This window comes from Robiginitalea sp. SC105, from assembly GCF_014243345.1.
In the GTDB taxonomy this organism is placed as follows: domain Bacteria; phylum Bacteroidota; class Bacteroidia; order Flavobacteriales; family Flavobacteriaceae; genus Robiginitalea.
Window position 1 is genome coordinate 521,222 of sequence record NZ_JACLZF010000002.1, and the last position, 18,922, is coordinate 540,143.

The window sequence follows — 18,922 nt, forward strand, 5'->3', positions numbered from 1 at the left end:
ATCACGCTCTGATCACCTGAACCTGTCCGTCCGCTTTCAGCCTGATAATGGATGATGGCGAACGCAGCTGGTTTTCCTGATGCAAAGGTACCACATAGTCCACACCCTTTAAAATTGCCGGACCTATTTCCCGGAAGCTTCCCGGGGTCGGCTCCCCGGCGAGGTTTGCGGAAGTGGAGACCAGCGGCTTGCGAAATCGCCTCAGCAAGTCCCTGCAAAACCGGTCGCTGGCCACCCGCACGGCCAGGGTATTGTCCGAGGCCACCAGGTTCGGGGCCACCCCCCTTGGGTTATCGTAGACAATAGTGACGGGTTTTTCGGATAATTCCATGATGTCCCAGGCCACTTCGGGGACCTCTGGGATATGGCGCTCCAGCATCCGCTCGCTGCCTACCAGGCAGATCAGTGCCTTGCTGTCCGGCCGCTGCTTGAGGGCGTATACCCGGGCCACGGCCTCAGGATTCGTCGCGTCGCAGCCGATCCCCCACACCGTATCCGTCGGGTAGAGGAGGAGTCCGCCGCTTTCCAGTGTTTCCAGGCATCTGTCCAGTATTTCTTTCATTCCTGTCAATTTGGTTGTTGTTCCGGCATACGCCACGATCTCAGGGTTCCACCCCGAAGTGCCCGGTGAGTGCCAGCCACTCTCAGGGTTCCACCCCGAAGTGCCCGGTGAGTGCCAGCCACTGCGACCGGTTTTTATCCTGGTTGATATTCGTCTTTTTCAGGGAGGTCTTCTGGGACCCTATGATCGGGACGGGCTCCGGGGATTGTTCCAGGGTCTGTCTTACCCGGGTCCCGGCGAGCAATGCCATCATCTTGAACCATAAATCGTCTGCCCTCGGGCTCAGTTTCAGGAACGTTTCCCGGTCCTGTACCCGACTGTCCAGGGACCCGGGTGGGTAGAGCACCCCTCCGGCTCCAATCGCCAGGCAGGCGCGGGGATTTGTGCCACCTCCCGCCGGCAACACCCAGTCCGCATAGGGCAGGGGGGTTCCGTCCGCGCCGTATCGGATATACCGCACCTGGTGGCCGACAATGTCCTCCGGGTATTTGCGGTGCGTCTCGTACAGCTTTTTCAGCCAGTTTTTCGGGTACATCAGGTCATCGTCGCAGGTTACGACAGGCAGGTCCGGAAACCGTTCGAGGGTGTGGATCAGTTTTTTATGTGGGCAGGTCAGCGGGCTGAAGCTGATTTCGAAGCGTTCGTGTTCCAGGATTGCGAGGGATTCCGGTACGCGCCCCCTGAGCGACTCCGGCAACCAAAGCAGGATCTTCAGCGGGAGTGCTTCCTGTACCAGCAGGCTCCTGATCACCAAATCCACCGAACCGATGCGTTCCGGGATGGAGGTCAGCGAGACCAACAGGGGGGTCCCCTGCTCGCGGGCCTGCTTGAGCGCATCCGCCGGTAGCTTTCGCAGGCGGAAGCTCTGGTACAGCGATTTTGGAATTTCCTTTACTTTCATCTTTGGCCAGGGAGGTGGACGGCGATCGGTCAATTCCTCCCGGGGAACAAAAATATGCAAACCGGATTCGTTATTTTTGCTTTTGCTTAAATTCGACTATGGGCCAACCTAAAATTTCGGTTATCGTCAGCACCTTCAATTCCGAGAAGTGGCTGGAAAAAGTGTTGATCGGGTTCAACTGCCAGCTCTTCAGGGATTTTGAGATGGTCATCGCAGACGACGGGTCCCGGGAAGATACGCGGGAACTGATCGACAGGATGCGGGGGGAAGTCTTTTACGATATCCTCCATGTATGGCAACAGGACGACGGGTTCCAGAAATCCCGAATCCTCAACAAGGCGCTGCTGGCCTGTCGGGGGGAATATATCATCATGACCGACGGGGACTGTATCCCCCGGAATGATTTTGTGCAGGTGCACCACTTCAACAAGGAAAAAGGCTATTTTATCTCGGGGGGATATTACATGCTCCCCATGAATATCTCCCTGGCCATTACCCGGGAGGATATCGAAAAACAACGCTGTTTCAATATCCAGTGGTTGAAAGAAATGGGGATCCCAAAGACCTTTAAGAATACGAAACTGATCGTCCGCGGGATCACCTCCAAATTATTCAACCTGCTCACCCCCACCAACGCCAGCTGGAACGGGCATAATTCCTCGGGATGGAAAAAGGACATCCTTAATGTCAATGGGTTTGACGAGCGCATGCAGTACGGGGGGCAGGACCGGGAACTCGGGGAACGGCTGGTAAACTTCGGCATCCGATCCAAGCAGCTGCGCTACAGCGCGGTCTGTGTCCACCTGGACCACAAGCGGGGCTATAAAACACCGGAAACGCTTGCGAAGAATGCGGCCATCCGGAAGGATACCCGCAGGAACAAGCAGGTATGGACGCACTACGGCATCAGCAAGTAGTAGGCAAGCGCGTTCTTTCTCTCCAGTTTTTTCAACTCCCGTAAACGCTCCAGGACGCCCAGGGCGTTCAGGTAGCAGATAATCATCCCCTTGCGGCCATCGAGGATCCCCAGCCGGAGTATATAGTGGTTGAAGAACTTCCACAACGGCTTGACCACCATGAACAGGAAATTGAAGCTCCTTTCCCGGTAGAAGTCCTCCCGGGCCTTCAGGCGGCCGTAATGCAGCATCTTGGAGCGGTAATCCTGGTAGTCTTTATAGCAGTAATGGATCAGGCGCGACTGAAGGATCCCCGAAGTCCCGTCCACCTCCAGGGTTTCATGGACAATTTTGCGGTCCGTAAAATGCGCCTTGCTGCGGCGGAACAACCGGTAATTCTTGTCGGTTTGCCAGCCGCTGTAGCGCAGGGGTTCCCCACTGAACATAAACCGCCGGTAAAACCAATAGGCCACGTGCTCCGGATTGCCCCGTACCGTATCCAGGATATCATCCTTCAGGGCTGCGGGCACCACTTCATCTGCATCCAGGAACAAGACCCAGTCATTGGAGGCCTGTTTGAGGGCAAAGGATTTCTGCAGGGTGAAATTCTCAAAGGGGTGCTGAATGACACGGACATTGGGAAGGGAAAGAAGGTACTCGTAGGTGCCATCGGTACTAAAGGAATCCACTACCACGATTTCATCCGCAAATGCGATGGACTCCAGGCATTTTTCGATATAGCCGATTTCATTATAGGTAATGATAAGGGCGGTAATCCTGGAGTTTTTGTTTTCCTGGGTCATGGGTCCTGTACGATTCCGAATACATTCAGACAACGAAAAAAGGCATTATCCGAGTATATGCAAAATGTTTTTTTCTTTTTTGTGAAGGTGCAGGTTTTTTGGCGATCCGGTTAGCAGATTGGCAAGACCAGCTTCAAATAAAGGCGGGATTCCAAAATCGGGCATGCAACCCGGATGGGAGGGCTTTCGTGCAAATCCCTGTCAAATATGCAGCCTTATTGCCGGACCGGGTGCAACTCACTGACCAGGAAACCCCGTTTGCTCAGGCGGGGCAGGCTGAATTGTGCGGCGCGGAAATCCTGCTCGGTCCGGCGCAGTACCCGATAACGCTGTTCATCTTCCAGGGCTCCCAGATAACAGATGACAAGCCCCCTGCGCCCGTCCAGGAAACCGAGGCGGCAAATGTAGTTGTACAGGAACCGCCAGAGCGGCTTGCATATCCATTTCAGGTAAGTGAACCGCCGGTTATTGCCAAAAGCCTCCAGGGCCTTCATCTGCCCGTACATGCGCATTTTTGCCTTGTATTCCGCATACCCTTCGTAACAGTAGTGCACCATACTTGCCGAGAGGCAGGCGGTGGCCCCGTGCACTTCCAGCCGCTCGTGCACGATACGCGCCGGGCTGTACCGCGCTTTGCTGCGGCGGAAGAGCCGGATGTTTTTATCGGTCTGCCATCCGCTGAACCGCAAAGGCGTGCCGCAAAACATGAACTTCCGGTAAAACCAGTAAGCACTGACCTCATTTTCGGGCTTTGCCAGGGTTTCCAGGATTTCCCTCCTGAGATCGGGCGGTATCCTTTCGTCCGCATCGATAAACAAAACCCAGTCATGGCTGGCATGCATGAGCGCAAAATTCTTCTGGGCCGTGAAGTTCCTGAACGGGTGGCGGATGACCCGCACGCGCGGGTGGTCCCGGAGGAATTCGTAGGTCCCGTCCGTACTGTAGGAATCGATGACCACGATTTCAGAAACGAAATCGATGGAGGCAATGCACGCCTCGATGTGGTCGATTTCATTGTAAGTTATGATAAGCGCCGTTAGCTCTGGCTGCTCCTTTTGGATGGCACGCATGGGCGGATTCCGTTTGTTTGGGGGCTGCTTAGATATAACAGGAAATCCCCAGAAAAATTATAAATCCGGCAAAGAAAATCCCACCCCTAATCCCCGCTGAAGGCATCAACAGGGCGGATTCAGGCTTCAGACCGCCACTCAGACCGCCACGTCGTATTCCCGGAGCGCCTCGTTCAGCGAAGTTTTCTTGTCCGTGCTCTCCTTGCGTTTTCCGATGATCAGCGCGCAGGATACCTGGTAGCTGCCCGCCGGGAATTCTTTGGTAAAACTACCGGGGATAACCACCGACCGGGACGGGACCCGCCCCTTGTATTCAACGGGGGAAGTGCCGCTGACATCGATAATGCGGGTGGATGCGGTCAGCACCACATTGGCGCCCAGGACGGCTTCCCGCTCCACGCGCACGCCTTCCACCACGATGGAACGGCTGCCGATAAAGGCGTTGTCTTCGATGATGACCGGGGAGGCCTGCAGGGGTTCGAGTACCCCGCCAATTCCCACGCCCCCGCTGAGGTGGACATTTTTGCCAATCTGTGCGCAGCTGCCGACCGTGGCCCAGGTATCGACCATGGTGCCCTGGTCCACATAGGCCCCGATGTTCACGTAGCTCGGCATGAGGATGGTGCCTTCCGCTATATACGCCCCGTGCCGGGCCACGGCATGGGGGACTACCCGTATCCCTTTTTCCTTATACCCCCGCTTCAGCGGGATTTTATCGTGGTATTCGAAGATGCCCGCTTCCAGGGTTTCCATTTTCTGGATGGGAAAATAGAGCACCACGCCCTTTTTGACCCACTCCTGGACCTCCCAGCCATCCGGCCCGGGATTTGCACAGCGCAATTCCCCGGCATCGAGCAGGTCGACTACCTCCCGGATGGCTTGCTGGGTTTCGGTTTCCTTGAGCAGCTCCCGGTTGGCCCAGGCAGCTTCTATCTTTTCTTTCAGGGTATCCATGGGGTTTTTTCGATTTGGGCAAAGATAGCGGCTCCGGTCCAATTGTCCCCGGGTATTTATAGCTGTAACGAATTATCCGTTATTTTTGCAAAAAAAACCTTGGGCAGGATCCTCGCTTTGGACTACGGGCAAAAACGAACGGGCATCGCCGTGACGGATTCCATGCAAATGATTGCATCGGGCCTGACCACGGTGCCCACTGCCGAATTGCTGGACTTCCTTTCACGGTATTTTGAACAGGAGGACGTGGAAATGGTGGTTGTCGGGGAGCCCCGCCGGATGGATAATACCCCTTCGGGGATCGAGGTCGAGATCGGACGGTTTATCGAACGTTTCGGGAAACGGTTCCCGCAACTGCCCGTCAGGCGGCAGGATGAACGCTTCAGTTCCAAAATGGCCGTACAGGCCATGATCCAGGGGGGGATGAAAAAAAAGAAACGACGCGATAAGGCGGCCGTGGACAAGATCAGCGCCACCCTTATCCTGCAATCCTACTTAAGCAGCACGCAATTATGATATTACCTATTGTCGCATACGGAGACCCGGTCCTGCGCAGGAAATGCACCCCCATTACCCCGGAGCACCCGGGGCTGGAAACGCTTATAGAAAATATGTGGGAAACCATGTACCAGGCCAATGGCGTGGGCCTGGCGGCCCCCCAGGTGGCCCAGCCAATACGGCTTTTCCTGGTGGATACGTCCCCTTTTGCCGAGGACGAGGACTTTACCCCGGAGGAGCAGGAAGAACTGCGCACCTTCAAACGGGTATTTATCAATGCACAGATGGAGGCCGAGAACGGTAAGAAATGGGCCTTCAATGAAGGGTGCCTCAGTATCCCGGATATCCGGGAAGACGTTACCCGTTGCGATACCATCACGCTGCGCTATATGGATGCCGATTTTGAGGAACATACCGAGACCTTTGACGGCCTGCTTGCAAGGGTCATACAGCACGAATACGACCATATCGAAGGCATCCTCTTTACGGATAAGATCTCTTCACTGAAAAAGCGCCTGCTCAAGGGCAAGCTGGCCAGTATTTCCAAAGGCAAGGTGCAAATCGATTACAAAATGCGGTTTCCGGCCATGAAGCGGGGGCGCTGATCCCGGCTTTTCCCGCCTGATGCCTGTTGCACACCCAAAATTTTAGCATATTTGCACCCGAAAATCTGATGTATGAGCTTAGATAAGATCCTGTCCATAGCCGGGAAACCCGGACTTTTTAAACTGGTCACCCGGACGCGGTCCGGCTTTGTTGCCGAGTCCCTTACCGACGGGAAGAAGATCAGTGTCGGAATGGCGGGCAATGTCAGCGTACTTTCCGAGATCGCGATTTATACCCTGGAAGAAGAGCTCCCCCTCCGGGAGGTCTTTGCCAAAATCCGGGAAAAGGAAGAAGGGGCCAAAACGGCCATCAGCCACAAGGCCGGCAAACTGGAACTCGAGGAGTATTTTTTCGGGATCCTTCCCAATTATGACGAAGACCGCGTGTACCCCAGCGATATCCGCAAGGTCATCCAGTGGTATAACCTCCTGCACGATAACGGGATCGATGATTTCTCCGAACCCGATGAGGCCACAGCAGGATCGGAAGCCGCGGCGTCAGGAGCCGCACCGTCTGAAGCAGGGGCAAAGAAGGCGGAAGCCGGTACGGATACAGAAACCGGGAAAGCCTCAAAAGGCCCAAAATCCGGAGGAACCGGAAAGGGTGCGAAAAGCGGGGGAAGCGGGAAAGGTGCCCGGGCAGCTGAAGCCGGCGACCCTGAAAAATAGGCCGTAACCGAGCCACAGATATTGCCTATATTTAGCGGATCAACTGCTAAAATCCTTCACATGCTCTCCGTTCGACTGCCCCGTATCCCGGGGCTCCTGCTGGCCGGGCTTTTTTTGTTTACTGCCCAGGCCCAGAAAACCCAGAAAGATTCCACTGAAAAGGACGAGAAAGGTCTTCCGCTGCAAGCCACGCGGGACATTTCTTTCGAGGCAGAGCAGGGGACCTGGATCTCCCTGGATGTCAGTCCGGATGGAAAAACACTGGTATTCGACCTGATGGGTGACCTCTATACGCTGCCGGCAACGGGGGGCGCGGCTACAGCTCTGACCCATGGACTGGCCTATGAAGTGCATCCCAGATTCAGCCCGGACGGCAAGTCCCTGCTGTATATCTCGGATAAGAGCGGTTCGGAGAACATCTGGATCATGGACCTGAAGACCCGGGAGGAAAACCAACTCACCAAGGAGAAGAACAAGCACTATTTTTCAGCAGACTGGTCCCCGGACGGCACCTATATAGTGGGTGCCACCGGACGCCGGAACATCAAATTGCATTTGTATCACAAGGATGGTGGCGGCGGAAGCCAGTTGTTCGAGGAGCCGGAAAACCTCAAAGCCATCGACCCGGCCTTTTCTGCAGATGGAAAGCGGATCTTCTTTTCCAGACGGACCAGTGCCTGGAATTACAATGCCCAACTTCCCCAGTACCAGATTGGTACCTACGACATGGAAGACGGGGGGATGGCCGAAATCACCTCCCGCTATGGTTCCGCCTTTACCCCAACCCCGAGCCCGGATGGGAAATGGCTGGTTTTTGGCAGCCGGTTTGAAGAACAGACGGGACTGAGGCTCCGGAACCTGCAGACCGGCGAGGAGCGCTGGCTGGCTTACCCTGTGCAACGGGATGAACAGGAATCCATTGCGGCCCTGGGGGTACTCCCCGCAATGGCTTTTACGCCCGACAGCCGCGAACTGGTGGTTTCCTATGGCGGAAAAATACGGGCGATTGCCCTTGCGGATCTTTCGGTCCGGGAAATCCCCTTTACCGCCCCGGTATCCCTGGAACTCGGCCCCCGGTTGGATTTCAAATATCCCGTTTCCGATGCGGCCGAACTCCCGGTGACGCAGATCCGGGACGCAGTCCCCTCCCCGGACGGGAAGCGCCTGGCATTTACCGCACTGAACCGGCTTTACGTCATGGACTTGCCCTCGGGCTCGCCCCGGCGCCTGACCAGGCACGACTTTACAGAAGCCCAGCCTGCCTGGTCCCCCGACGGGAGCCAGATTGTATTCTCGGGCTGGAAACCGGGGGGCGGGCACCTGTACAAGGTGCGTAGCGATGGGCGCGGCGGCGCCGAAGTGCTGACCCGTGTACCGGGCATCTATTCACAGCCTGCCTGGTCCTACCATTCGGACCGCATCGTTTTCCTCAGGGGATATGCCCAGGCCTATGATGAGGGGACCGGACCGAATACAGACGGAAGCCGGGACGACCTGGTTTGGATCCCGGCTGCTGGGGGTGACCAGACCCTGATCGATAAGGCAGAGGGCCGGGAAACGCCACATTTTACCAAGGGGGATGACCGCATCTACCTGAGCCACCCGGAGCGAGGCTTGCTTTCCCTCCGCTGGGATGGGACGGACGAAAAACAACACCTGATCCTCAAGGGGATAGAAACCTATGGATCCAGTGATGTGCTCGGGTCATCCGGCCTTGGACGATCCGACCTGTTGCCGGAACCCGGCGGGTATCGCGCTGATGACGACAAGGCCTCGCGCCCTTCGGAGGTTCTGATATCCCCGGATGGGAAACGGGCCCTGGCCCAGATCAACAATGACATCTATACCGTGCATGTCCCCAGATATGGCAAGACGCCAACTATTTCCGTCGCCAAACCCGGGGAAGCCAAATTCCCGTCGGTAAAGCTCACCCAGCTCGGGGGGGAATTCCCCGCATGGTCCGGGGACAGCGGTACGGTACACTGGTCCCTTGGGGCCAGCCATTTCAGGTATGACCTCGCCGCAGGGGAACGGTTCAGGGACAGCCTCGAAGCGGTTGGGAAGGCCAGGGAAAAAAACCCGGTGGAAAGGGATTCGGTAGCGGATCGTTCAGACGAAGAAGGACCGGTTTTTGAAGCTGAGGAATTCCGGGTGCCCCTTACTTACAACCAGGACATCCCCAGGGGCACCCTCCTCCTTTCCGGGGCCCGACTGATCACCATGGAAGGCGATACGGTCCACGAATCCGGGGACATCCTGATCCGCGATAACCGGATTGCAGCGGTAGGCCCAACGGGCAGCCTCACCGTGCCCGGGGGGACAGAGGTACGCGACATGAAGGGAAAGACCATTGTGCCCGGATTCGTGGATACCCATGCCCACATGTGGCCGGCCTGGGGTATCCACAGGAACCAGATATGGATTTACGGGGCCAACCTGGCCTACGGGGTAACCACAACCCGCGACCCGCAAACCGCCACTACGGACGTACTCACCTATTCGGATATGGTAAATGCCGGGATGATGCCCGGGCCCCGGGTATACAGTACCGGCCCGGGGGTCGGGTACTGGCGGTACAAGCTCACCAGCCTGGATCACACCAGGAAGGTGTTGAGGCAGTACAGCGAATATTATAATACCAAGACGATCAAGATGTACCTCACCGGGAACCGCCAGCACCGGCAGTGGGTCATCATGGCTGCAAAGGAACTCGGCCTGATGCCCACCACGGAAGGCGGCCTGGATTTTAAACTGAACATGACCCAGTTGCTGGACGGCTACCCCGGCCACGAACACTCCCTGCCGATCTACCCGATATACGGCGATGTGGTGGAAACGATCGCGGAGGCCAAAATGGCCGTGACTCCGACCTTGCTGGTAGCCTACGGGGGCCCCTGGGCGGAGAATTACTACTACGCTACGGAAGATGTATGGGGAGACCGCAAGATCCAGCACTTTACCCCCTATGAGGAACTCGCGAAAAAGTCCCGCCGCCGGCCGGGCTGGTTCATGGATGAAGAGCACGTATTTAAGAAGCACGCCGTATTCATGAAGGACCTGGTTTCGGCCGGGGGCCTTGCAGGCGTCGGAAGCCACGGGCAGTTGCAGGGCCTGGGCTATCACTGGGAGCTCTGGTCGGTGGCCAGCGGCGGGATGGAAAACAGGGATGCCCTCCGGGTTGCCACCATCCTGGGCGCCCGCGCCCTGGGCCTGGATGGGGACCTGGGCAGCCTGAAGGCGGGCAAACTGGCCGACCTGGTCATCCTGGACAAGAACCCGCTGGAGGACCTCCGCAATACGAACACGGTCCGGTACGTGGTCAAAAACGGCCGGATGTACGATGGCGATACCCTGGACGCCCTATGGCCGGAACCCCGGCAGGCCCCTGCCTACAGCTGGCAGGAAGCGCGTCCCGAAGGGCTTCCCGGCACGGATCACTGATCACAAGCCGGCCACGGGCCACAGGTCGCATGCCGGAGAAGCGGGGCAAAATGTAATGCCTTGCCTCCCCGGGTATCCGACAATGCCGTCAAAGCCGGTCAATCCCGGGGCTCGGGTTCGGGGAAATCCTCGGGCCAGGGTACCCGGGCCGAAGGGTAATACCGGATATCCATCTTTTTGAAGTAGGGTGCCTGTGCTGCCAGCCGCAGCTTGTAATCTTCCCACGAAAGGAGGGAAGGATCCGTCCACCCGAGTTCGGCATAACCCGGCAGGCGCGGGAAGGCAAGGTATTCCAGCTCGGCGAGCTCGGCTATTGTCTCGGACCACAAGGGGGCCTCGATGCCCAGGATATCGTCTTTTTCAATGCCGGCGGCGTATTCCTGGGGGTTCCAGATATAGGCGCTGTCCACCGGGATGTAGGCTGCCCAATGCAGGCCGTAGGTGGATACGGAGTCGTATTGCATATCGAGGTATGCCTTCCGGGCGGGGGAGAGGATGACCTTCATGCCCTTTTCAACCGCTTCCCGCGCATTCTCCTCATCGGCCCAGAATTGTGCAATGGAGGAACTGTCCAGGTCTGCAGTGGCAATCTCGTCCCACCCGATCATTTGCTTCCCGTATTTCCGCACGATGGGGGCAACCCGCTCCACAAAGTAGATATAGTCATCCTTTTCCGTCACGTGGCTTTCGTCCCCGCCGATATGGAAATATGGGCCGGGGGTGAGGGCCGATATTTCACGGACCACATCGTCAATAAAGGCATAAACCGTATCCTTGCGGGTGTCAAAAGTGCTGAAACCGACCCGGGTACCGGTATACAGTTCCGGGGTTTTCCCATTGCCGTTGAGGAATGGATAGGAAACCGAGGCAGCATTGGTATGCCCCGGCATATCTACCTCGGGCACGATGGTTATGAACCGTTCCGCTGCATAATTCACTATGTCCCGGTATTCCTCCTGCGTATAAAACCCGCCGGGGCCGCCACCGACCTCCGTGCTGCCTCCGACGGCGGTAAGTTTTGGCCAGGACTTGATCTCGATCCGCCAGCCCTGGTCGTCCGTCAGGTGGAGATGGAGTACATTGAGCTTGTAGTAAGCCATGATATCCAGGTACTTTTTCACATCCGCAACCGGGAAGAAATGCCGCGCAACGTCGAGCATGGCCCCCCTGTATGCAAACTCCGTTTGATCCGTTATTTTACCGGTGGGCAGCGGCCAGATCGGGTAATCCGCCAGGGTGTCGTTGGCAGACTGCGGGATCAGTTGCCGCAGCGTCTGCACGGCGTGGAAGGCACCCTCCGCATCCGGACTGTTGATCAACACGGAATCCCGGGTGATGTACAACTGGTAGCCGGCGCCTCCATCGGAGGCGGTCCGGTTGAAGTAGATCGCACGGTGGATACCATCCGGGTTTTCCCCGTCTACCGGGAGCCTCAGGCCGGTCCCGGCCTCGATCTGGCTCGCCAGGAACCCAGCCACCTCGGCAAAATCCCCATCGGCTGCGCCGCTGTAGATGGCTACGTGCCGGTCCAGGCCAAAGGCATCGTGGGTGGGCACAATGGAAAGGGGTTTTGGAATGAGGGGGGCGGCCGAAAGATCGGTCTCCGGATAGTCGATTTCAGGGGCCCTATCTACGGCACAGGCCCAGATCCCCACACCGATCCAGCCGGCGAAGAGTACGCGTATCAGGGCACTGCCCCATTTTGAATTTTGCATGATTCAGATTATTTGAGAGTGTTTTTCAGTAAAGGGTCGAGAACGGATTGCCAGATACGGTAACCCGCCGGGTTCATATGCAGGCCATCCTCAATAAACAAAGTTTCGTCCAGGGAGCCGTCCGGGCGGAGCATGGGGGTCCAGACATTGGCGTACCGGGTCAGGGGGTCCGCTGCTGCAAGACGCTGCAGTTTCCGGTTGAACCGGGCGTATTTCCCCCGGAGGCGCCAACGGCTGATGCTGGGCTTGGCCGAGATCAGGACCACGGGCATCCCCGGGTACCCCGACCGGATCCTCCGCAGGATTTCCCGGATATCGCGGATGGCCCGACCCGGGCTTTTGCCCTCGGCCAGGTCGTTGTCGCCCTCGTAAATCAGTACCATTAGTGGGTTGTAGTCCATGACCAGGGGGTCCAGGAAAAACAGCAGGTCGGATGCCTGGGAGCCCCCGAACCCCGTGTTGATCACCTGCCGGTCCGGAAAGTCCGCCGACAGGCTTTCCCACATGCGGATACTCGAACTCCCGGTAAAAAGATACGTGGGCCGGTAGGGGTTCCAGAGGCTGTCGTTCCGGGCGGTCAGCCCGGCAATTTCCTCCTTAAATCGATCCGGGTCCTGCGCCCGGAGCAGGGAGGTGCAAAAGAGCAGCGGGATAATCGCCAGCAAGCAGGCGGGGCGCGATATCCGGAATAACCGTGCGTGGTTGATCATTCGGGGGTATTTCTTGGTGCAGCTGCTAAAATATGGACTTTGGACCAATCGTAAAAGCGGGAGATCCAGCTATCCGAAGGCAATCCTTGTTCGCGCATCCCGAATCCATGGCCGCCCCGGCTATACATGTGCAGGGCTGCCGGAATACCTGCTTCCCGCCAGGCGGAATAGAGGTCCACGCTTCCCGCGGCCAGCCCCAGCGGGTCATCCGTGGCACAGATCACGATCATGGGAGGGGCTCCTTCAGGGGCCGGGGCTACCGGGTAGGCATCTGTCCAGGGATAGACGGGGACAAGGAAATCAGGGGCGTTGTTCCCATCTGCGGAATAGGCGACCCCAAGGGTTACGGCCCCGCCCGCCGAAAAGCCCATAAAGCCTATTTTCCCGGGGTCAATGCCGTATTGTTGTGCATTGGACCTCACATGGGCAACCGCGCCCAGGCCGTCTTCAATGGAATAGGGGAGCACCTTGCCCACGTTGGCCATCAGGCTGGCCGGGTCTTCCTGCCCCAGCTTGCTGATCTCGGCGATGCCGTCCTGCCCGGTTGGAACCAGGCGGTATTTGAGCACAAATGCCGTGAACCCCCTGTCTGACAGCCAGGCAGCCACCTGCCGGCCTTCGCTTTCTATGCTCAGGCCGTAGAGTCCGCCGCCCGGTGCGATGACCACGGCAGCCCCGTTGGAGGTGCCGCTTGCCGGCCGGAACACCTGCATGCTGGGGACGGATACATTGGTAACCACTTCCGTATCCCAGATTTCGCTGAAATAGTGTTTTTCGCCACCTTCCCAGGTAACCCCTGCAGCCTTGTTATAGGGCAGGGGGATACTGTCGGCCTGGGACCAGGCAGGCGGGCATGTGAAAAGGACGGTCAGGATAAGGAGCAAATAGTATTTCATGGTTGCTGATGCGGTTAAGGTTTCTATGTTCAGTTTGGCTGCCAGTACATCCCGGCCACATTCATCTCGAGGGTGTAGACGGAATCCATGGCGGTAATGAACAGGGTTTTGCCTTCGGTGCCCCCGAACGTAATATTGGCCGTCCAGGACTCAGGTACGTCTATGTGGAGCAGGTGTTTGCCCTGCGGGCTGTAAACATCCACACCCCGGCCGGTCAGGTAGAGGTTGCCCTGCTCGTCAAGTGTCATCCCATCCGATCCCTGGGTAATGAGCAGGGTGGGGTTTTCCAGGGTGCGGTCGTCGAGGATGTCATATCGGTAGGTCATGCTGTTGCCGATATCGGCCACATAGAGGTTTTTGCCATCCGGGGTCCCGATGATGCCATTGGGCTGGACCAGGCCGGTGGCCGCCAGGAGCGGAGCCCCTCCTGAGGGGGGTATCCGGTAGACCTGTTCCGCCTCGATTTCCTTTTCCTGCCGTTCCCAGTAGGGCCGCTGGTAATACGGGTCCGTAAAGTAGATCGTGCCATCCGGGTGGACCCACATGTCATTGGGCCCGTTCAGGTGCGCCCCCTGGTAACTGTCGGTCAGGACCTCCACTTCCCGGTCCGGGTGAATGCGCCAAAGTTCGAATTTCTCATCGGCAGCGGCGAGGAGGTTCCCCTGGTTGTCCCAGTACAGGCCGTTCGCCCGGCCGGCCGGTTCCATGTAAACGGTGATTTCCCCCGTGGCTGCGTTCCAGCGGTGGATGCGGTTGTTGGGCTGGTCCGTGAAATACACATCCCCGCCAGGGGCTGTGGCCGGGCCTTCAGTAAATTCGAACTGGTCGGAAACCAGTTCGAGTTGGGCCCCTTCGGCGATTAGCCCGGGGGGTTCTTCGGTACAGCCCAGTAAGGAGGCTATTAGGACGATCTGACAGGTTATCCGTATTGTTTGGTTCATGGTTTATGGATTTTTGGATGAGTAGCCGGGACCTTTTACAAACCGGCCCGGGAAGGCTCCCGTATGTTCCCCGGACCGCAACACGGCAACCCCGTTAACCAGTACATGCTCAACGCCTGTTGCATACTGGTGGGGCTCCTGGAAGGTGGCGGTGTCTTCAATGCGATCCGGGTCAAACAGTACGACGTCCGCAAAATACCCCGGCCTGAGCAGCCCGCGTTTCTTTAGTTTCAAATTCCCAGCGGGAAGGGAGGTCAGCCTCCGGACGGCCTCTTCCAGGGAGATGATCCCGCGCTCCCGCACATAGTGCCCCAAAAGCCGGGCAAAGGAGCCATAGGCCCTGGGATGGGTGCTTTGCTTCAGGAAAACGCCCTCATTGGTATAGGACCCGGCATCGGAACAGGCAGCCATATACGGGAGGGCCAGTTTTTTCTCCACGTTTTCCGGACTCATGGAAAAATAAACCACCTGGATCCGGCTGTCGTCCTCATGGATCAGGTCGGCAACGGCCTCTGCGGGTGGAATCCCGCGTTCTGCGGCCACTTCCGCCAGGTTCCTGCCGATCAGGTGCCGGAGGTCCTCATTCCGGAAGCCGACCAGGAGGATATTTTCCGGGGGTACATGGAACTTCACTTCCCGGATCATGCGGCTGCGTGCAGCGGGGTCCTCCAGGAATTCCATGGTCTTTTCGTGCCCTCCGTCCTTGGCCCACGCCGGCAGCAGGACATTGAGCCCTGTGGAGCTGGCGTTGTACATATACATGTCGGTGGTGATGGCCAGGCCCCGGCCCCGGGCTTCCTCTACCAGGGCAATGGCGCTGTCCAACAGGTGCCAGTTATCCTGTCCGGAGGCCTTGAAGTGGTAGATTTCTGCCGGCACGTCGGCATCCTCCGCCACCTGTATCAATTCCCGTACCGCATAGAGCAGGCTGTCCTCTTCATTGCGGATGTGGGATACATACATGCCGCCGTAACCGGATACCACCTTTGCGAGTTCGGTGATCTCCCGGGTTTTTGCATGCCCGCTCGGCACGTAGATCAGGGAAGTTGACAACCCCACGGCGCCTTCTTCCATGCCCCGCCGGAGAAGGGCCTTCATCGAATCCAGTTCCACGGGGGTGGGATCCCTTTTCTCGTAGCCCATTACGTATTCCCTCAGGGTCCCGTTCCCCACAAAGGAGGCAACATTGGTGGAAACCCCTTTGTCTTCCAGGTACTGCAGGTATTCCCCCAGGGTGGTCCAGGGAATATCGTAGGTAATGTCCTGTTGCCCTTCCAGCATGTCCCGCCGCATCGCCTCATTGAGGGGCCCCATGGAACGACCCTCGCCCATGACTTCGAGGGTAACGCCCTGCCGGATATCGCTCTGGGAGCGCCCGTCTTCCAGGAGGCTGACGTTGGCCCAGCTGAGCATGTTGATAAAGCCGGGGGCCAGGTACAGTCCGGAGGCATCTATTTCGGACTTACCCGATGCGCCGGACAGGTCCCCGATGGCGGCGATGGTATCTGCCCGGATCCCGAGGTCTGCACGGACGGCCGGGCTGCCGCTGCCGTCGAGCAACTGCCCATTCCGGATAAGGACGTCGAATTCGGGTTCCTGTTGGCAGGAACCCAGCAGCAGGAGGGAAAACAGCAGGCAGGAAAGGCGCATGGTCAGGGGTGGTTTGACCCTAAAATTACGCCAAAAACCATTCGCCGCCAAACCCCGGATTCGTACCTTTGGCGAAAATACCTGGGCCTTATGAACACCCGCAAAGAGCAACTCCGGGCGCTGGACCGCCTGCTGACGATCATGGACGAACTCCGGGAAGGCTGCCCCTGGGACCGGAAACAAACCATGCAGTCCCTGCGCCAGCTGACCATCGAAGAAACCTATGAATTGGGCGACGCCATCCTGGACAACGACCTGGAGGAGATCAAGGGGGAACTCGGGGACCTGTTGCTCCATATTGTCTTCTATGCACGGATCGGTTCGGAGGGGGGCAGTTTCGATATAGGTGATGTGGCCGAAGCCATCTGTGAAAAACTGATCCGGCGCCATCCGCATATCTACGGGGATACGGAGGTGGCCAACGAGGAGGAGGTCAAGGCAAACTGGGAGCGCATCAAGCTGCAGGAAGGCAAGAAGAGCGTATTGCAGGGGGTGCCGGCAGGCTTGCCCGCCCTGGTCAAGGCCAACCGGATACAGGAAAAAGTTGCCGGGGTAGGCTTCGACTGGGAGCGGCCCGAACAGGTATTCCAAAAAGTGCGGGAAGAGCTGGAAGAACTCGAAGCGGAGCGGCAGGCGGGGAATGCGGATGCAGTGGAGGCCGAAATGGGTGATGTGTTCTTTTCCATGGTGAATTACGCCCGTTTCCTGGGGATCAACCCGGAGAATGCCCTGGAGCGCACCAACAAGAAATTCATGGGTCGGTTCAGCTACCTGGAAACCAAAGCCCGGGAGGCCGGCAGGGAACTCAGCGAGATGTCTCTTGCCGAGATGGACGTCCACTGGGAAGAAGCCAAAAAGAGATCGTAAACCGGTGGGCCCCGTTGCCGAGGGCCTCCTAACCAATTGTTTTGCTGCAGCAGTACACCCGCGAGTTCCGATACAACTACCGCCTGGCCACCCCGGTTATCCTCGGGATGCTCGGCCATACCTTTGTGGTGTTCGCCGACAACATCATGGTGGGCCAACTGGGTACCGCGGAACTCGCAGCCGTCTCCCTCGGGAACAGTTTTGTATTTGTCGCCATGTCCCTGGGGATTGGTTTCTCCACGGCCCTCACCCCCCTGGTGGCCGAAGCGGATGGTCGGGGCGACCGGGCCGAGGGCCGGCGGATCCTGCAGCATGGCCTGGTCCTGTGCAGCCTGCTCGGGGTGGTCCTGTTTGGTGTCGTACTGCTGGCAAAACCGCTGATGTACCTGATGCGGCAGCCCCCTGAAGTGGTGGAACTGGCACAGCCCTATATCGACCTGGTCGCCCTGTCGCTCATCCCGCTGATCGTCTTCCAGGCGCTCAAGCAATTCTCAGAGGGCCTTTCCCAGACCCGTTACCCCATGTATGCCACCGTGTTGGCCAATGTGATCAACATCGGCCTGAACTACCTCCTGATCTTTGGCCACCTGGGGTTTCCCAGGATGGGGGTCGTGGGGGCCGCCGTGGGTACGCTGGTGGCGCGGGTTGCCATGTGTTTTGTGCTCTGGGGGCTCTTCCGGAAACGCCCGGCCTTTGAGGGATATGTCGAGCGACTGCGGTTCCGGCATATCGGCAAGCGCATGCTCCGCAAGATTGTGAACCTGGGATTTCCCTCGGCCCTGCAGTTTTTCTTTGAAGTGGCCATTTTCACCGCGGCCATCTGGCTGAGCGGGGTGCTGGGCAAAAACCCACAGGCTGCCAACCAGATTGCCCTGAACCTGAGCAGCATGACTTTTATGTTCGGGACCGGTCTGGGGGTGGCCGCCATGATACGGGTGGGCAACCAATTGGGAATGAGGAATTTCCCCGAACTCCGGCGCATAGCAAATTCGATTTTTTTGATGACCGTGCTGCTGATGGCGGGTTTTGCCCTGCTGTTCCTGATGGGGCGCCACTGGTTTCCCTCCCTGTACCTGGACCTGGGGGATCCCCTGAATTTTGCAGATAACAGGGAGGTTGTCGCGCTGGCGGCTGAGCTCCTGCTGATTGCCTCGGTCTTCCAGATTTCGGACGGGGTACAGGTGGTGGTGCTGGGCGCCCTGAGGGGGCTGCAGGACGTGCGGATCCCCACCCTGCTCACCTTTGTGGCCTACTGGCTGGTTGGCTTCCCTGTTAGTTATTTCCTGGGCCTCCGGACCGGGCTGGGGAGTTCCGGTATCTGGATTGGCCTCCTCGCAGGGCTCACGGCCTCTGCAATTATGTTGTATCTTCGATTCAGGTACCTCACCGGGCGCCTGATCCGGCAGAACGATGCTGCCGGGCTGGTCCGGGAAACCTGATACACAACCAAAACGCAACCGAAACGCAATCGAAACGCAACCAAAACGCAACCAAAACCACCTAATCCGCAGACGTCATGGACTTACCCAAATTCCTCCTGGCCGATAATACAGACCACCCGACGGCCGTCTTTGTGGTACATACCGACTATCCCCGGTTTATACTGAACCTCGAAAACGACGAGGTGGAATGGCTGGAAGATTTCTCCTCGGAGGATGAAAAGGAGCTCGAGGCCGCAGCCGGGGAGCTCATTGCCGAAGCCGTGGATTTTTACGACCGCGAAATTTCCCGATACGAAGACTGA

General features: G+C 57.9%; 17 protein-coding genes and 1 pseudogene. 8 read left to right on the forward strand and 10 right to left on the reverse strand.

Going from position 1 to position 18,922, the window contains the following annotated elements; genetic code table 11:
* Position 1: 1 nt before the first annotated feature.
* Both H7F20_RS11490 and H7F20_RS11495 read right to left on the reverse strand, forming a co-directional pair.
* A complete protein-coding gene (locus H7F20_RS11490; protein ID WP_185786324.1) occupies positions 2-562 on the reverse strand; it encodes an L-threonylcarbamoyladenylate synthase in 561 nt (186 codons plus the stop codon).
* Positions 563-644: 82 nt separating this feature from the next.
* Positions 645-1,463 (reverse strand): hypothetical protein, encoded by an 819-nt coding sequence (locus H7F20_RS11495; RefSeq protein ID WP_185786325.1) that lies wholly within the window; start codon positions 1,461-1,463, stop codon positions 645-647.
* Between the two features lie 98 nt (positions 1,464-1,561).
* Here H7F20_RS11495 and H7F20_RS11500 point away from each other — a divergent pair, with 98 nt between their 5' ends.
* Positions 1,562-2,380, forward strand: a complete 819-nt coding sequence (locus H7F20_RS11500; protein WP_185786326.1) for a glycosyltransferase family 2 protein — start codon at positions 1,562-1,564, stop codon at positions 2,378-2,380.
* Here H7F20_RS11500 and H7F20_RS11505 read toward each other — a convergent pair.
* The 3 genes from H7F20_RS11505 to H7F20_RS11515 form a co-directional block, all read right to left on the reverse strand.
* Complete coding sequence (locus H7F20_RS11505; RefSeq protein ID WP_185786327.1) at positions 2,362-3,162, reverse strand: glycosyltransferase family 2 protein; 801 nt, start codon at positions 3,160-3,162, stop codon at positions 2,362-2,364. The two genes, H7F20_RS11500 and H7F20_RS11505, sit on opposite strands and share 19 nt — an antisense overlap.
* A gap of 215 nt (positions 3,163-3,377) precedes the next feature.
* Positions 3,378-4,232, reverse strand: a complete 855-nt coding sequence (locus H7F20_RS11510; protein WP_185786328.1) for a glycosyltransferase family 2 protein — start codon at positions 4,230-4,232, stop codon at positions 3,378-3,380.
* Positions 4,233-4,370: 138 nt separating this feature from the next.
* Positions 4,371-5,186: a 2,3,4,5-tetrahydropyridine-2,6-dicarboxylate N-succinyltransferase gene (locus H7F20_RS11515; RefSeq protein WP_185786329.1), complete on the reverse strand. Its 816-nt coding sequence runs from the start codon at positions 5,184-5,186 to the stop codon at positions 4,371-4,373.
* A 99-nt stretch (positions 5,187-5,285) separates the two neighbouring features.
* Between H7F20_RS11515 and ruvX the strand changes: the two genes are divergently transcribed.
* From ruvX to H7F20_RS11535, 4 genes and pseudogenes are all read left to right on the forward strand, one after another.
* On the forward strand, positions 5,286-5,702 hold the full coding sequence (ruvX, locus tag H7F20_RS11520) for a Holliday junction resolvase RuvX (protein WP_185786330.1): 417 nt from the start codon (positions 5,286-5,288) through the stop codon (positions 5,700-5,702).
* On the forward strand, positions 5,699-6,289 hold the full coding sequence (gene def / locus H7F20_RS11525) for a peptide deformylase (RefSeq protein ID WP_185786331.1): 591 nt from the start codon (positions 5,699-5,701) through the stop codon (positions 6,287-6,289). Before ruvX ends, def begins: the two co-directional genes overlap by 4 nt.
* Positions 6,290-6,361: 72 nt before the next feature.
* Positions 6,362-6,778: pseudogene (locus H7F20_RS11530) on the forward strand (DUF5606 domain-containing protein); the annotation flags it as partial.
* A 240-nt stretch (positions 6,779-7,018) separates the two neighbouring features.
* Positions 7,019-10,399: an amidohydrolase family protein gene (locus tag H7F20_RS11535; RefSeq protein WP_185786333.1), complete on the forward strand. Its 3,381-nt coding sequence runs from the start codon at positions 7,019-7,021 to the stop codon at positions 10,397-10,399.
* Positions 10,400-10,497: 98 nt separating this feature from the next.
* On the opposite strand, the gene H7F20_RS11540 is transcribed toward H7F20_RS11535, so the two are convergent.
* The 5 genes from H7F20_RS11540 to H7F20_RS11560 are packed head-to-tail and all read right to left on the reverse strand — an operon-like array spanning position 10,498 to position 16,311.
* Positions 10,498-12,114 (reverse strand): family 20 glycosylhydrolase, encoded by a 1,617-nt coding sequence (locus H7F20_RS11540; protein WP_185786334.1) that lies wholly within the window; start codon positions 12,112-12,114, stop codon positions 10,498-10,500.
* A gap of 8 nt (positions 12,115-12,122) precedes the next feature.
* Positions 12,123-12,824 (reverse strand): SGNH/GDSL hydrolase family protein, encoded by a 702-nt coding sequence (locus tag H7F20_RS11545; RefSeq protein ID WP_185786335.1) that lies wholly within the window; start codon positions 12,822-12,824, stop codon positions 12,123-12,125.
* Positions 12,821-13,720 (reverse strand): alpha/beta hydrolase, encoded by a 900-nt coding sequence (locus tag H7F20_RS11550; protein ID WP_185786336.1) that lies wholly within the window; start codon positions 13,718-13,720, stop codon positions 12,821-12,823. Before H7F20_RS11550 ends, H7F20_RS11545 begins: the two co-directional genes overlap by 4 nt.
* Before the next feature lie 29 nt (positions 13,721-13,749).
* A complete protein-coding gene (locus H7F20_RS11555) occupies positions 13,750-14,661 on the reverse strand; it encodes an SMP-30/gluconolactonase/LRE family protein (RefSeq protein ID WP_185786337.1) in 912 nt (303 codons plus the stop codon).
* Positions 14,662-14,664: 3 nt separating this feature from the next.
* A complete protein-coding gene (locus H7F20_RS11560) occupies positions 14,665-16,311 on the reverse strand; it encodes an amidohydrolase family protein (protein WP_185786338.1) in 1,647 nt (548 codons plus the stop codon).
* A gap of 90 nt (positions 16,312-16,401) precedes the next feature.
* Between H7F20_RS11560 and mazG the strand changes: the two genes are divergently transcribed.
* From mazG to H7F20_RS11575, 3 genes are all read left to right on the forward strand, one after another.
* On the forward strand, positions 16,402-17,178 hold the full coding sequence (mazG, locus tag H7F20_RS11565) for a nucleoside triphosphate pyrophosphohydrolase (RefSeq protein WP_185786339.1): 777 nt from the start codon (positions 16,402-16,404) through the stop codon (positions 17,176-17,178).
* Between the two features lie 41 nt (positions 17,179-17,219).
* A complete protein-coding gene (locus tag H7F20_RS11570) occupies positions 17,220-18,617 on the forward strand; it encodes an MATE family efflux transporter (RefSeq protein WP_185786340.1) in 1,398 nt (465 codons plus the stop codon).
* A gap of 77 nt (positions 18,618-18,694) precedes the next feature.
* Positions 18,695-18,922, forward strand: a complete 228-nt coding sequence (locus H7F20_RS11575; protein ID WP_185786341.1) for a hypothetical protein — start codon at positions 18,695-18,697, stop codon at positions 18,920-18,922.

Excerpts from the sequence above, each read along its gene's own strand:
- H7F20_RS11510 (WP_185786328.1), bottom strand. The coding sequence starts at position 4,232 with ATGCGTGCCATCCAAAAGGAGCAGCCAGAGCTAACGGCGCTTATCATA.
- H7F20_RS11505 (WP_185786327.1), bottom strand. The coding sequence starts at position 3,162 with ATGACCCAGGAAAACAAAAACTCCAGGATTACCGCCCTTATCATTACC.
- mazG (WP_185786339.1), top strand. The coding sequence starts at position 16,402 with ATGAACACCCGCAAAGAGCAACTCCGGGCGCTGGACCGCCTGCTGACG.
- H7F20_RS11550 (WP_185786336.1), bottom strand. The coding sequence starts at position 13,720 with ATGAAATACTATTTGCTCCTTATCCTGACCGTCCTTTTCACATGCCCG.
- def (WP_185786331.1), top strand. The coding sequence starts at position 5,699 with ATGATATTACCTATTGTCGCATACGGAGACCCGGTCCTGCGCAGGAAA.
- H7F20_RS11500 (WP_185786326.1), top strand. The coding sequence starts at position 1,562 with ATGGGCCAACCTAAAATTTCGGTTATCGTCAGCACCTTCAATTCCGAG.
- H7F20_RS11555 (WP_185786337.1), bottom strand. The coding sequence starts at position 14,661 with ATGAACCAAACAATACGGATAACCTGTCAGATCGTCCTAATAGCCTCC.
- H7F20_RS11540 (WP_185786334.1), bottom strand. The coding sequence starts at position 12,114 with ATGCAAAATTCAAAATGGGGCAGTGCCCTGATACGCGTACTCTTCGCC.
- H7F20_RS11575 (WP_185786341.1), top strand. The coding sequence starts at position 18,695 with ATGGACTTACCCAAATTCCTCCTGGCCGATAATACAGACCACCCGACG.
- H7F20_RS11545 (WP_185786335.1), bottom strand. The coding sequence starts at position 12,824 with ATGATCAACCACGCACGGTTATTCCGGATATCGCGCCCCGCCTGCTTG.
- H7F20_RS11515 (WP_185786329.1), bottom strand. The coding sequence starts at position 5,186 with ATGGATACCCTGAAAGAAAAGATAGAAGCTGCCTGGGCCAACCGGGAG.
- H7F20_RS11495 (WP_185786325.1), bottom strand. The coding sequence starts at position 1,463 with ATGAAAGTAAAGGAAATTCCAAAATCGCTGTACCAGAGCTTCCGCCTG.
- H7F20_RS11490 (WP_185786324.1), bottom strand. The coding sequence starts at position 562 with ATGAAAGAAATACTGGACAGATGCCTGGAAACACTGGAAAGCGGCGGA.
- H7F20_RS11535 (WP_185786333.1), top strand. The coding sequence starts at position 7,019 with ATGCTCTCCGTTCGACTGCCCCGTATCCCGGGGCTCCTGCTGGCCGGG.
- H7F20_RS11560 (WP_185786338.1), bottom strand. The coding sequence starts at position 16,311 with ATGCGCCTTTCCTGCCTGCTGTTTTCCCTCCTGCTGCTGGGTTCCTGC.